Raw genomic sequence first — 13524 nt, 5'->3', positions numbered from 1 at the left:
ACCGGTTCGGCAGACGGCCCGTCAATGGTGCCGAGATGCACCGGTAGCCGGAGTTGTCGGATTGAGCCCAGGATCATGCGTATGCGTGCCTTCATTGCATCCTCGATCGGTGCCACCTGCGCGGCGGTTCTCGTGCTGCCGGCGGCCGTGCCCGCGGGCGCCGCCCCCACCGCCCCTGCTGTCCCCACCGCCCCTGCCGAGCCGGCCGAGTCCTCCGGGGCGGCCGAGCCCTCCGACATGCCGGGTTCGACACAGTCCCTGCCGATGTCGCCCCTGCCGGAGGCGTCCGGCCGGGGCGCCGACGAACCCGCCCGGACCACCGAGCCCGCCGAACAGGGGCTGCCCGAACGCGAGGTCCGCCCGTTCTCCCTGGTCGGTGTCGTCTGGGACGACGCCGGCTCCGAACTCCAGGGCACCGTCCAGGTCCGCACCCGCGCCGCGGGCACCACCCGCTGGTCGGACTGGCAGGACCTGGAGACGCACAACGCCGAGCACGCCGCCGACCCCGGGACCGACGAGCGCGAATCCGGCACCGTACGCGGCTCCACCGCCCCGCTCTGGGTCGGCGAATCGGACGGCGTCGCGGTCCGCGTACGCCCGGAGGCATCCGATCCGCAGGACCGGAACTCCCCCGCCGTACCATTGCCCACCGGCCTTCGCCTCGAACTCGTCGACCCCGGCAAGGACCCGCAACAGCTCCCCGCGGCGGGCGCCGAGGCCGCCGAAGACGCCAGGGATCCCGGAGACCCGGGAAACACCGGGTCCGGGGACCCGTCAGGCGCGGGAAACACCGGGTCCGGGGACCCGTCAGGCGCGGGAAACACCGGGACCGGGGACCCGTCAGGCGCGGGAAACACCGGGACCGGGGACCCGACAGGCGCGGGAAACACCGGGACCGGGGACCCGACAGACGCAGGCAACACCGAGAACAGCGGAGACACCTCGGACACCTCGGACACCGCCGACACCGACGGCCGCACCACACCGGTCGGGGCGAGCGTGCTCCCCGCCCTGAGCAAGGGGGAGTCCGAGGCACTCGGTGAGGCGGAGGCCGGACTCGCGCCCGGCGCCCAGCCGTACATCGGACCCCGCCCGCGCATCATCACCCGCAAGGGCTGGGGCGCCGACGAGAAGCTCCGGGAGCGGGCCTTCGTGTACACCAAGAGCGTCAAGGCCGCGTTCATCCACCACAGCGCCACGGGCAACAACTACACGTGCTCCCAGGCACCCTCGGTCCTGCGCGGCATCTACCGCTACCACGTCAAGAGCAGCGGCTGGCGCGACATCGGCTACAACTTCGCCGTCGACAAGTGCGGAAACATCTACGAAGGACGTGCCGGGGGCGTGACGAAGGCCGTCCTCGGAGCGCACACGCTCGGCTTCAACACCAACAGCATGGGCATCGCCGTGCTCGGCACCTTCACCGCGTCGGACCCGCCCGCCGCCGCAGTGAACGCCGTCGCGAAGCTCACCGCCTGGAAGCTCGGCCTGTTCGGGGCCGACCCGAGCGGCAAGGTCACGCTCGTCTCGGGCGGCGGCAACAAGTTCAAGAAGGGGACGAAGGCCCGGCTCAACGTCATCTCCGGCCACCGGGACGGCTTCGCAACCGAATGCCCCGGAGCGCGTCTCTACAAGAAGCTCGGCTCGACGCGGACCAGCTCGGCCCGCCTGCAGGGCCGCTGACCGGGGACGACCGTGCCGGTCTGCATACACTGGCCAGCCGAAACCAGGCCAGGCCCCACCAGGAAGCAGAGTCAGTGCTGTGACAGAGGCAAGAGAAGCGATCCTCCTGGTCGGCGGCAAGGGAACCCGGCTGCGCCCGCTCACGGTGCACACTCCCAAGCCCATGGTTCCGGCCGCGGGCGTCCCGTTCCTCACCCATCAGCTGGCGCGTGCCCGGGCCGCCGGGGTCGAGCACATCGTGCTCGCGACCTCGTACCTGGCGGAGGTCTTCGAACCGTACTTCGGGGACGGCTCGTCGCTCGGCCTCCACATCGAATACGTCACGGAACGCGAACCGCTCGGCACCGGCGGCGCGATACGCAACGTCGCGCCCCGTCTCACCGCGGGGCCCGACGAACCGGTGCTCATCTTCAACGGCGACATCCTCACCGGCCTCGACATCCGGGCGCTGGTCGCCTCGCACACCACCAGCGGAGCGGACGTCTCCCTCCATCTCACCCGGGTCGAGGACCCGCGCGCCTTCGGTCTCGTCCCGACGGACGGCAACGGCAGGGTCACCGCGTTCCTGGAGAAGCCCGAGACCCCCGAGGAGATCGTCACCGACCAGATCAACGCGGGGGCGTACCTCTTCCGCCGGTCGGTCATCGACACCATCCCGGCCGGCCGGCCGGTCTCCGTCGAGCGGGAGACCTTCCCCGGACTGCTCGCCTCCGGCGCACACCTCCACGGCATGGTCGACTCCACGTACTGGCTGGACCTCGGCACCCCGCAGGCCTTCGTACGCGGCTCCGCCGATCTGGTCCTGGGCCGCGCCCCGTCCCCGGCCGTCCCCGGCCGGTGCGGCGACCGGCTCGTCCTGCCGACGGCCTCCGTGGCCGCCGACGCCAAACTCACCGGCGGTACGGTGATCGGAGAGGGTGCCCTGATCGGCGAGGGAGCCCGGATCGACGGTTCCGCCGTGCTGGCCGGGGCGGTCGTCGAGCCGGGAGCGGTGATCACGGACTCGCTGGTCGGAGCCGGTGCCAGGATCGGCAGCCGTACGGTGGTCGAGGGCGCGGTCATCGGGGACGGGGCGCAGGTCGGCGCCGACAACGAACTGCGCGACGGCATCCGCGTCTGGTGCGGGGCGGTCCTGCCGGACGCGTCGGTGCGCTTCTCGTCCGACGAGTAGGACGAACGGCCCGACGCACAGCCGGTCAGCCGCCACTGCGCTTACCCTCGACAGGCACCCCCGACGACCGAGGACCTCACCGTGGCTGGACGATTCGCACCCCGCAGCGCCCCGCGCGGGGCCGTCCCGCAGCAGGCGGTGGCTCCGGCGACGGACGTGCTGACCCGCGACTGGACCCCGCCCGGCCCGCTCGACCTGCGCCTGGTTCTCGGACCGCTGCGCCGCGGCCCCGCCGACCCCACCTTCCGGACGACCCGGGACGGCACGGTCTGGCGGGCCGGCCGTACGCCCGCGGGCCCCGGCACCCTCCGCATCACGGCCCGGGGCGGCCGGATCGAGGCGGCGGCCTGGGGACCGGGCGCGCCCTGGCTGCTGGAGCAGTTGCCGACGCTGCTCGGCGCGGCGGACGACCCCGACGCCTTCCGCCCGCGCCACCGGCTGCTCGCCCTGACCCGGCACAGCCGCCCCGGCCTGCGCCTGCTGCGCACCGGCCTGGTCATGGAGTCCCTGATCCCGTCGATCCTCGAACAGAGGGTCACCACCGACGAGGCCTACCGTGCTTGGCGCTACCTGGTCCGCAAACACGGCACCCCGGCCCCCGGCCCCGCGCACGAAGCCGGTTTCACCGCCCTCGGCCTGCACGTCATGCCGGACGCCCGCACCTGGTCGCTGATCCCGTCCTGGGAGTGGCACCGCGCGGGCGTCGACGCCCAGCGCTCGGCCACGATCCTGCGCGCGGTGCGGGTGGCCCGCCGCCTGGAGGAGGCGGCGGCCATGGAGCTTCCGGAGGCCATGGCCCGCCTGGAACTGATTCCCGGCATCGGCCCCTGGACCTCGGCCGAGACCCTTCAGCGGTCGAACGGCGCGGCGGACGCGGTCACGGTCGGCGATCTCCACCTCCCCGGCATCGTCGGCCACGCCCTGGCGGACAACAGAGACGCCGACGACGAGGAAATGCTGGCCCTCCTCGCCCCCTACGAGGGCCAGCGCCACCGGGCGACCCGCCTCATCCTGCTCTCGGGCCGCATTCCGCCCCGCCGCGCCCCACGCATGACCAGAGGCGACATCGCCCGCCTGTGACGGCGGCGGCACCTCCACCCAGCCCCGCCTCACCGCACCGTGACGAACCCCTTCGCACCCAGCCCCGCCTCACCGCACCGTGACAAACCCCTCCGCACCCCGCTCCGCGCGCGCCGCAGGGGCAACCGCCGGACGCCCCACCGCGACCGCGCCCAGCGGATCCCACGACTCGGGCAGCTCCAGCACCTCCCGCACCACATCGCGGCAGAACATCGTCGACGACACCCACGCCGAGCCGAGCTGCTCGCCCGCCAGTGCCACCAGGAAGTTCTGGATGCCGGCCCCCGCGGCGACCACGAACATCTCGCGCTCCGCCGTGTCCCGCCGCTCGTCGCCGTACGTGTGGGAGCCGTCCATCACCAGGCACGGCACCACCAGATACGGCGCCCGGCGCAGCACATCGCCCCGCCGCACCCGCTTCGCGACCGACTCCTCGCTCCGCCCGTCCCGGCGCAGATCCGCGATCCAGGCATCCCGCATCGCGTCGAGCAGCCGGGTCCGCGACTCCTTGGACTCCAGCAGGACGAACCGCCACGGCGTCGTGTGGTGCGGCGCCGGCGCCGTCACCGCCGCGGCCACGGCCCGCCGCACCGCCCCCGGGTCCACCGGATCGCCGGTGAACTCGCGCACCGTACGCCGCAGGGTCACCGCCTCCCGCACCGCCTCGGACGTACCGAGCCGGAACATGTCGTCGGCCGCGACCCGCACCATCGCCCGTGCCCCGCCCGCGGCGTCCGCCGGGTCCACGACGTGGCCGAGGCCCCGCACCACCGCGACCGGCAGCCCCGCGGCCTTGCCCTTGACCAGATCTCCGGCGGAGGCCAGCTCGTCGGCGGTGGCGACCACGGTCGCGCTCAGCGGATTGCCGTACGTGTCCGTACCGCCGCGCAGATCGTCCAGCACCAGGACCCCGGACGCCCCGATCGCGACATCGGTCAGCCCGTTGCGCCACGGCCGCCCGAAGGTGTCGGTGACGACGACGCCGACCTCGACGCCGAGGGTGTCCCGCAGCCCGTCCCGGATCGCGCGCGCCGAGGCGTCCGGGTCCTCCGGCAGCAACAGCACCGTCCCGGCGGGGGTGTTCGACGCATCGACCCCGGCCGCCGCCATGACGAGCCCCTGCCGGTTCTCGACGATCCGCAGGGGTCCGCGCCGCGCCACCACCCGCACCGTCTCGGCGTCGATCGCCGCCTCCCGGTCGGTGGCCTCGACTGTCCGGCCCTCCGCCTTGGAGACGATCTTCGACGTGACCAGCAGGACGTCGCCGTCGACCAGCCCCGGTCCGGCCGCGGCGATCAGCTTCGCCAGGTCGTCCCCGGCCTGCACCTCGGGCATCCCGGGCAGCGCCCAGACCCGGTAGGACAGTGCTCCGCCCGAGGCCGCGTCGGCGCTCACGCCTGGACCTCCCCGGCCAGCACCAGCGCCTGCCGGGCCATCTCCGCCGTCGCGTCGGCATCGGTCATCATCAGCGGCACGGAACGGCAGCGGATGCCCGCGGCCTCCACCTCGTCGACCGCCCCGGCGTCCACCGTGTCGACGAGCCACCCGTCGAGCAGCCCGGAGCCGTAGTGCCGGGCCACGGCCGACGCCGTCGACTCGACGCCCACTGCGGCGAGCACCTTGTCCGCCATGCCGCGCACGGGCGCGCCCCCGACGATGGGGGAGAGGCCGACGACCGGCACCCCGGCCTCGGCGATGGCCTCCCGGATCCCGGGCACGGCAAGAATCGTCCCCACCGACACGACGGGGTTGGACGGCGGGAAGAGGATGACATCGGCCTCGGCGACGGCCTCCAGCACGCCCGGCGCCGGCTTGGCCTGCTCGGCGCCGACCGGCACGATCGCCCGGGCCTCGACCGAGGCACGCAGCTTCACCCAGTACTCCTGGAAATGGATCGCCCTGCGCTCGCCGTCCAGGTCGACCGCGACATGCGTCTCGACCCGGTCGTCGGACATCGGCAGCAGCCGGACCCCCGGCTTCCAGCGCGCGCAGAGCGCCTCGGTGACGGCGCTCAGGGGGTAGCCCGCGCCCAGCATCTGCGTACGCACGATGTGCGTCGCGAAGTCGCGGTCGCCGAGCCCGAACCACTCCGGCCCCACGCCGTACGCCGCAAGCTCCGCCTTGACGTGGAAGCTCTCGTCCGTACGCCCCCAGCCCTGCTCCTCGTTGATGCCACCGCCGAGGGTGTACATCACGGTGTCGAGGTCGGGGCAGACCTTCAGCCCGAACAGATGGATGTCGTCACCGGTGTTGCCGATCACCGTGATGTCCGCGTCGGGCGCGGCCTGCTTGAGGCCACGCAGAAAACGAGCACCACCGATACCGCCGGCCAGAACCACAATGCGCATGCACAGCAGTTTGTCAGGCGGGTACGACATCCACGGCCGCCGGGGCGCATTGCGCCGCGTGCATCGGCATCTCGGTCAGACCCGGGTAATAGATGTGCAGACTGACGGCCGGTTCGATGGAGTCGTTGACCACTTCGTGGACATAGCCGGGTGCGAAGACGCGCTGCGCACCGGGGTCCAGCGTCCGCGTGCCGCGTGCGGTGTGCTCGGTCAACCGGCCGTCCAGGACGGTCAGTACGCCGGAGGAAGGGCCGTGGTCGTGGCGCCCGCTGCCCTGACCGGGCACCCAGCTGAGCAGCCACACCTCGTACCCGGGCAGGACCTCCCCCGCCCGAGCGGAGCCGGGGGCCGGGGGAACGGAGCGCAGCCGGTGGTACCAGCGGCCGGCGGTGTCGTACCGGACGAGCGGTGCCCACTGCGCGCGGTCGGCGGCGATGGAGCGGGCGAGTCCGGCGAACTCGGCCACGGTGGAGGGGTGCTGGCGGGCCGGCTGCAGGAGGTGCTGGACCTCAAGGATGTCGCCGGCGATCTGAAGGTCGCTGTCGCTGTTCATGGAAGCGGTGGTTCCTCGGCATGGGGGTGCATGTGCGGGGTGTCGCGGAGGGGGACCGGAGAGCCGGGGATGCGCGGAGAAGGAGCCCTGCGGAGACACTCTGCGGTGAAACTCTGCGAAGAGGAGCTGGGTCAGAGCCGGTGCTCTACGGCATCAACAGCTGTGACAGCTGGAACAGCAACAGCGGGCCTGGACAGCGGTGCGGAACCCACGGACGTGGGTGGCGTACATCGCTGCGGTCGCTGGCATGCAGTCAAGGAGACCGGCTCGATCCGCCGCTGTCAACTCGATGCCCGATTTGGGGGTAATGTTTCACCTCATCCGGTTACTGGTGACGAGGAAAGGTTTGTGCGGTCACCGTGGCGGAGATGTGGCGCATCAACCGTGTCCGCAAACGCCGTTGGAACCTTGTGACCCGACTGTGATCTTGATCGCTTCGGTGATCGAATCGAAACATGAGGGTGGCCCCGGTCGTCTCACTCGGTGAGAGGAAGGGGTGCGGTGAGACCGATGGCATATGTCAGGTTTTTGGTGATTTGCACACTTTCCGCATACCCTTGGTTCCGCAGAGTGAATACCGGGGCCAATAGCAGATCTTCGCTTGACTGGCCTGGAGCTACACACTTGTAATTTCACTCGTGTCGTTCGGCCGCAATCAGTAACGGCTGCATCACGGGGACGCAAGAGACAGACGAGGGGCGCACATGACCGAGCTGTTCCAGCAACTGCTGGTCGAGGACGCGGACGAGGAACTCGGCTGGCAGGAGCGCGCGCTGTGCGCGCAGACCGATCCCGAGTCCTTCTTCCCCGAGAAGGGCGGATCCACCCGAGAGGCCAAGAAGGTCTGTCTCGCCTGTGAAGTCCGGTCCGAGTGCCTTGAGTACGCCCTTTCCAACGACGAACGGTTCGGAATCTGGGGCGGCCTTTCGGAACGTGAACGGCGCCGCCTGAAGAAGGCCGCCGTCTGACCGCGGGGCGCCGCGACCACCGAACCCCGTGCGCCGGAGCGCCACGAACGCGCACCGGAGCGCCACGACCCGCGCACCGTACCGGACCAACCATGGCCCGCCGCCTGCATCCTGCCCGCAGGCGGCGGGCCATCACCGTGTCCGACGTCCCTGCCGACGGCCCTACGACGTCCCTCCGCCGCGGCCCCGTCGCCGCCCTCGTCCAACCGCTCGGCGCCGCCGCGGTTGTCCGTACCGTTAGTGTGGGGCCCCGTCCGAGACGCGCCAACGCCCCGACGGAGCGCGCGTGTACACCGATGCAGCCCCCGGGGGGACATCCCCCGGACCCGGCCGGAGGGCCCGTACCTCGATGTCCGTGCACAGCCAACCGGCGGCGCCGTACGCGGCCGCCGCCGCCCCAGAGTTCCCCCGGCATGTCGTCACCGCCGTGCTCGTCTCCCACGACGGCGCACGCTGGCTGCCCGACGCGCTCGCCGGGCTGCTCGGGCAGGAACGCCCCGTACAGAACGTCGTCGCCGCCGACACCGGCAGCGCCGACGACTCCGCGCGGCTGGTCACCGAGGCGCTCGGCGCGGAACGCGTCCTCCACCTCGCGCGCCGTACGAGCTTCGGCACGGCCGTCGACGAGGCGACCCGCACGGCCGGCGTCCTCACCCCCGAGGACCTGCCGTACCTGAAGCGCCCCAGCAGCTGGGACCCCGTCAGCAGGACCTGGCGCGACGACGCGTACGACCTTCCCGACCTGCCGCACGGCGAGCCGGTGCAGTGGCTCTGGCTGCTCCACGACGACTGCGCGCCCGAACCCGACGCGCTCGCCGAGCTGCTGAGCGTCGTCGACGCCGACCCGCACGCCGCGATCGTCGGCCCCAAACTCCGCGGCTGGTACGACCGCAAACAGCTGCTCGAAGTCGGCGTCTCCATCGCCAACAGCGGCCGCCGCTGGACCGGGCTCGACCGGCGCGAGCAGGACCAGGGCCAGCACGACCAGGTCCGCACGGTGCTCTCCGTCTCCACCGCGGGCATGCTGATCCGCCGTGACATCTGGGAGGAGCTCGGCGGGTTCGACCGCAGGCTCCCGCTGATGCGTGACGACGTCGACCTGTGCTGGCGCGCGCACACCGCCGGGCACCGGGTGCTCGTCGCCCCCGACGCCGTCCTCCGGCACGCCGAGGCATCCGCCCGCGAGCGCCGCCCCATCGACTGCGCGGGACGCTCGGTCGCCTCCTCGCACCGCGTCGACAAGGCCGGCGCCGTCTACACGATGCTGGCCAACGCACCGGCCAAGGCCCTGCCCTGGGTGATGCTCAGACTCCTCGTCGGCACGCTGCTGCGTACCCTCGCCTATCTCGTCGGCAAGGTGCCCGGCCAGGCCCTCGACGAGGTCGCCGGGTTCTTCGGCACCCTGCTGCGCCCCGGCCGGATCCTCGCGGCCCGGCGCAGCCGCGGCAAGGGCATCGTCGACCAGGCCGAACTGCGCGGCCTCTTCCCGCCGCCCGGTGCCACCGTCCGCGCCACCGTCGAGCAGGTCGCCGGAAACTTCGGCGGCGGCTCCGACACCGACTCGGGCGGCTCACGGCACGGCGCCGTGGAGTCCGGACCCGGCGGTGACGACGCCGACTTCCTGGAGATCGAGCAGTTCGCGCGGCTGAAGCGGATCGGGCGCAAGCCGGGCCCGGTCCTCTTCGCCGTCCTGCTGTTCGTCTCGCTCGTCGCCTGCCGTGGTCTGCTCGGCGGCGGGGCCCTCGCGGGCGGCGCGCTGCTGCCCGCGCCCGCCGACGTCTCCGACCTGTGGGGCACGTACGCGGACGGCTGGCACACGGTCGGCACCGGCGGCACGCAGACCGCGCCGCCCTACCTCGCCGTGCTCTCGGCCCTGTCCGCGCTGTTCCTCGGCTCGACCGGCTTCGCGCTCACGCTGCTGCTGGTCTGCTCGGTCCCGCTCGCCGGACTCACCGCGTACTTCGTCTCCCGGCCGCTGCTCGAATCGAGGCTGCTGCGGGCCTGGGCGAGCTTCGCGTACGCCTTCCTGCCGGCGGCGACCGGCGCGCTGGCGACCGGCCGTCTCGGCACCGCCGTCCTGCTCGTCCTGCTTCCGCTGATCGCCCGCGCCGCCGTCTCCGCCCACGGCATGCGGGCCGGCGGGGACGCGCGCGGCAGCTGGCGCGCCACCTGGACGTACGCCCTGCTCCTCACCTTCACGATGGCCTTCACGCCCGTCGTGTGGCCGCTCGCCGCGGTCCTCGGCATCGGTGTGCTCGTACTGCGCCGCGACGACATCGCCGCGTACGGGCTCCGTTTCCTCGCCGCGATCGGCACGCCGCTGCTGGTGCTCGCGCCCTGGTCGCTCTCGCTCCTCACCAGCCCGTCCGGCTTCTTCGAAGAGGCGGGCCTGGACCTCGGTACGGGCACGGCCTCCGCACTCGACCTGCTCGGCATCAGCCCCGGCGGCCCCAAGGCCGCGGGCGGTGTGCTGCTGCTCGGCATCGTGTTCGCGGCGCTGGCGGCGCTGCTGCGCGGGGAGCGGCAGTTCGCGGTCCGCACCGCGTGGGCCGTCGCGCTCGTGGCGCTGGTCTTCGCCGCCCTCGCCAACGGTTCGGGCTGGGCGGGTCCCGCCACCCTCGTCTACGGCATCGCGCTGATCGCCGCCGCGCTGGTCGGCGCGGACGGCGCCCGGGTGCGCGTCGCCGAACTCAGCTTCGGCTGGCGCCAGCCCGTCGCCGCGCTGATCGCCCTCGCCGCGGGCCTCGCCCCGGTGCTGGCTGCCGCCGGCTGGATGATCGGCGGCGCCGCAGGCCCGCTGGAGCGTCGCGACCCGGTGCAGGTCCCCGCGTTCGTGGCGGAGGAGAGCACCACCCGCGACCAGCCGCGCACCCTGGTCCTGGGCGGCACCTCGCCCGCCGCCGTCTCGTACACCCTGGTGCGCGGCTCCGGCGCGCGGCTCGGCGACGCCGAACTGGTCGAGGCGGGCGGCAGCAACGGCCACCTCGACAAGGTCGTCGCCAACCTGGTCGCGGGCTCCGGCGCCGACCAGGGCAGCCAGCTCAGCGGCTTCGCGATCCGCTACGTACTGGTACGGGACGGCGCCCCGAAGGAGATGAGCCGGGTCCTCGACACGACCCCCGGTCTCAGCCGGCTGAGCCAGCTGGACGGCAGCGCGCTGTGGCGGGTCGACCGGCAGGTCGCCCGCGTCATGATCATCCCGTCCGGTGCCGACGGCGAACCGCTGCCCGTGGGTTCCCTCCCCGTCGAGGCACACACCGAGATCCCGGCGGGCGGCTCCGGCCGGGTGCTGCGGATCGCCGACGCGGCCGACCCCGGCTGGGAGGCCACGCTCAACGGTCACGCCCTGACCCGGAAGACCGTCGACGGCTGGGCCCAGGGCTTCGAGCTCCCGGCCGAGGGCGGCAAGCTGGACCTCACGTACAGCGCCCCGTTCACCCATACCGCCTGGATCTGGGCCCAGACCGCGCTGGCCGTGGTCCTGGTGGTCCTCGCCCTGCCGGGGCGCCGCCGGGAGATCGACGACGACCTGCCCGAGGAGGTCGCGACGGTCCCCGCGGAGCCGGTCACGGGCGAGGGGCGCCGGGCGCGCAGGCTCCGCGCGGCCGCCCAGGCGGAAGCGGAGCAGGAGCAGTCCGGGAGCGGGAGCGACGAGGAAGCACCGGACGCGGCGGGGGAGTACGTCCCCGCCCAGCAGGCCGCCGAACCGCAGCCGCAGCAACAGCCGCAGCAGGGCGACGACCAGGACGTCTTCGCCCCGCAGGAGGACAGCGGTCAGTACGCGGCGGTGCCGCAGCAGCAGTACGGCGAATGGGACGCGCAGCAGTACCAGGGCGCCGACTACCAGCAGTACCAGGGGGAGCAGCAGTACCAGGACGGCCAGTACGGCACGCAGCACGGGCACCAGGCCGCCGACCCGTACCAGCAGAACGCCTACGACCCGTACGGCTACGCCCAGCAACAGCAACAGCAACAGCATTACGACCCGCAGGCCCAGGCCCAGTACGCCCCGCAGGTCCCGCCGTACGACCCGCAGGCCCCGTACGCCCCCCAGGCCGGCTACGGCGGGCAGGGTCAGTACGACCAGAACCCCGACGAGAACCCCGCCCCGGGCCAGAACCCGTGGCCGACCGGCAACGCATCGCGAGGCGAGTCCGAGTGAAGTCCACCAGCCTGTCCCTCATCGCGGGCACCGTCGCCCTCGCCGCCGTCACCGGATTCGCCGCGCTCACCGCGCCCGGCGACGGGGGCACGACGGAGGCGAAGGCCGCCCCCCGCCTGCCGGTGGAACAGACCAGCCGGCTCTGCCCGGCGCCCGGTCTCTCGGAACTCGCGGAGACGACGTACACGTCCTTCACCCCGGCGGGCGGCAGCGGCGGCGGGTCCGGGACGGCCGAACTGAAGCGGTCCGCGTCCGCCACCGCCGACGACACCGCGGCCAAGGACGGGAAGAAGGACGAAAAGAAGGACGGGAAGGACAAGAAGAAGGACGACAAGAAGGCGGATCCCGGAAAGCCGGTCGTCTCCCTCAAGGAGCCCGGCGCACCGGCCACCGCCGATGCGTCCGGCTCCGACGCCCCCGCCCTGGTCGGCACCGCCACCGGCCGCCTGGCCCCCGGCTGGACCACCCAGCAGACCACCACGATCGAGGCGGGCGCCGCCCGCGGCCTGCTCGGCGTCAGCTGCACCGGCCCCGACACGGACTTCTGGTTCCCGGCCGCGAGCACCGCGAAGTCCCGCCAGGACTACGTCCACCTCACCAACCCCGACGACACCGCGGCCGTCGCGGACATCGAGCTGTACGGTCCGGACGGCGTCCTCAAGTCCGAGGCCGGCGAGGGCGTCACGGTGCCCGCCCGGTCGAGTGTTCCGGTTCTGATCTCCACGCTGACCAGCGAGGTGGCCGAGGACGTGACCGTCCACGTCACCACCCGGACCGGACGCGTCGGAGCCGTCGTCAGGACCGCGGACGAGGAGACCGGCAGTGACTGGCTGACCGCCTCGGCCGGCCCGGCGGGCACCCTGGTGCTCCCCGGCATTCCGGCGGACGCGACCTCGGTCCGGCTGGTGGTCTTCTCACCCGGCGACGGCGACGCCGATCTGACGGTGAAACTTCTCGGCAAGACCGGCGCGTTCTCCCCGGCCGGGCACGAGGCCCTGCACGTCAAGTCCAGGATGACCGCGGGGGTCGACATGAAGGACCTCACCAAGGGCGAAGCAGGCTCCCTGCTGCTGAGCCCGGCCAAGGGCGGAAAGGGCACCCCGGTGGTGGCCGCGCTGCGCGTGATCCGCGGCAAGGGCAACGGGCAGGAGGTCGGCTACATCCCGGCGACCGGCCCGGTGGGCGCCCAGGCGACCGCGGCCGACAACCGGGCCAAGGGGTCGACCCTCTCGCTCACCGCACCGACTGCCACCGCCACCGTGAAGGTCACCGCGTCCGCGGGCAGCGACGGCGGCGAACAGGCCGTCAAGACGTACACCGTCAAGGGCGGTACGACGCTCGCGGTGACCCCGCCCGTGCCGTCCGGGCTCAAGGGCGGCTACGCGTTGACCGTCCGGACGGAGTCGGGCGGCCCGGTGTACGCCGCACGCACGCTCAGCCTTCCGCAGGGCGGCGTCCAGATGTTCACCGTGCAGACCCTGCCGGACGACGGCGGAACGGTCGAGGTGCCCGCGGCCGAGCAGGACCTGTCGGTCCTGGACGACTGAGCGGACGGTACG

9 protein-coding genes are annotated in these 13524 nt (G+C 72.8%); 6 read left to right on the top strand and 3 right to left on the bottom strand.

What is annotated here, in order from left to right; genetic code table 11:
* The first annotated feature begins 81 nt into the window (after positions 1-81).
* From ACFVT1_RS15710 to ACFVT1_RS15700, 3 genes are all read left to right on the top strand, one after another.
* On the top strand, positions 82-1683 hold the full coding sequence (locus ACFVT1_RS15710; RefSeq protein WP_389795538.1) for an N-acetylmuramoyl-L-alanine amidase: 1602 nt from the start codon (positions 82-84) through the stop codon (positions 1681-1683).
* Positions 1684-1762: 79 nt separating this feature from the next.
* On the top strand, positions 1763-2854 hold the full coding sequence (locus ACFVT1_RS15705; protein WP_389795536.1) for a sugar phosphate nucleotidyltransferase: 1092 nt from the start codon (positions 1763-1765) through the stop codon (positions 2852-2854).
* A gap of 81 nt (positions 2855-2935) precedes the next feature.
* Positions 2936-3934 (top strand): DNA-3-methyladenine glycosylase family protein, encoded by a 999-nt coding sequence (locus ACFVT1_RS15700; RefSeq protein ID WP_389795534.1) that lies wholly within the window; start codon positions 2936-2938, stop codon positions 3932-3934.
* Positions 3935-4003: 69 nt separating this feature from the next.
* Here ACFVT1_RS15700 and ACFVT1_RS15695 read toward each other — a convergent pair whose 3' ends face one another.
* Genes ACFVT1_RS15695 through ACFVT1_RS15685 form a run of 3 tightly spaced genes read right to left on the bottom strand, consistent with a single transcriptional unit; the run spans position 4004 to position 6835 of the window.
* Positions 4004-5329 carry a coenzyme F420-0:L-glutamate ligase gene (locus ACFVT1_RS15695; protein ID WP_389795532.1) on the bottom strand — a complete coding sequence of 442 codons (1326 nt, stop codon included), beginning with the start codon at positions 5327-5329 and terminating at the stop codon, positions 4004-4006.
* Positions 5326-6282, bottom strand: coding sequence for a 2-phospho-L-lactate transferase (gene cofD, locus ACFVT1_RS15690; RefSeq protein WP_389795530.1), 957 nt, complete (start codon positions 6280-6282; stop codon positions 5326-5328). The genes ACFVT1_RS15695 and cofD overlap by 4 nt, the downstream gene beginning before the upstream one ends.
* A gap of 13 nt (positions 6283-6295) precedes the next feature.
* Positions 6296-6835: a cysteine dioxygenase gene (locus ACFVT1_RS15685; protein ID WP_389795529.1), complete on the bottom strand. Its 540-nt coding sequence runs from the start codon at positions 6833-6835 to the stop codon at positions 6296-6298.
* Positions 6836-7539: 704 nt separating this feature from the next.
* On the opposite strand from ACFVT1_RS15685, the gene ACFVT1_RS15680 reads away from it, so the two are divergent.
* The 3 genes from ACFVT1_RS15680 (at position 7540) to ACFVT1_RS15670 (ending at position 13512) form a co-directional block, all read left to right on the top strand.
* Complete coding sequence (locus ACFVT1_RS15680) at positions 7540-7803, top strand: WhiB family transcriptional regulator (RefSeq protein WP_030927001.1); 264 nt, start codon at positions 7540-7542, stop codon at positions 7801-7803.
* A 349-nt stretch (positions 7804-8152) separates the two neighbouring features.
* Positions 8153-11965: a glycosyltransferase gene (locus ACFVT1_RS15675; RefSeq protein ID WP_389795527.1), complete on the top strand. Its 3813-nt coding sequence runs from the start codon at positions 8153-8155 to the stop codon at positions 11963-11965.
* A complete protein-coding gene (locus ACFVT1_RS15670) occupies positions 11962-13512 on the top strand; it encodes a DUF5719 family protein (protein ID WP_389795525.1) in 1551 nt (516 codons plus the stop codon). The genes ACFVT1_RS15675 and ACFVT1_RS15670 overlap by 4 nt, the downstream gene beginning before the upstream one ends.
* Positions 13513-13524 lie beyond the last annotated feature (12 nt).

It is taken from the genome of Streptomyces sp. NPDC057963 (genome assembly GCF_042887155.1).
GTDB lineage: Bacteria > Actinomycetota > Actinomycetes > Streptomycetales > Streptomycetaceae > Streptomyces.
This window is presented reverse-complemented; position numbering and strand designations above follow the sequence as displayed.

Bases quoted from the DNA above. Each gene is read 5' to 3' on its own strand.
- ACFVT1_RS15710 (WP_389795538.1), top strand. From the start codon at position 82: ATGCGTGCCTTCATTGCATCCTCGATCGGTGCCACCTGCGCGGCGGTT.
- cofD (WP_389795530.1), bottom strand. From the start codon at position 6,282: ATGCGCATTGTGGTTCTGGCCGGCGGTATCGGTGGTGCTCGTTTTCTG.
- ACFVT1_RS15685 (WP_389795529.1), bottom strand. From the start codon at position 6,835: ATGAACAGCGACAGCGACCTTCAGATCGCCGGCGACATCCTTGAGGTC.
- ACFVT1_RS15680 (WP_030927001.1), top strand. From the start codon at position 7,540: ATGACCGAGCTGTTCCAGCAACTGCTGGTCGAGGACGCGGACGAGGAA.
- ACFVT1_RS15675 (WP_389795527.1), top strand. From the start codon at position 8,153: ATGTCCGTGCACAGCCAACCGGCGGCGCCGTACGCGGCCGCCGCCGCC.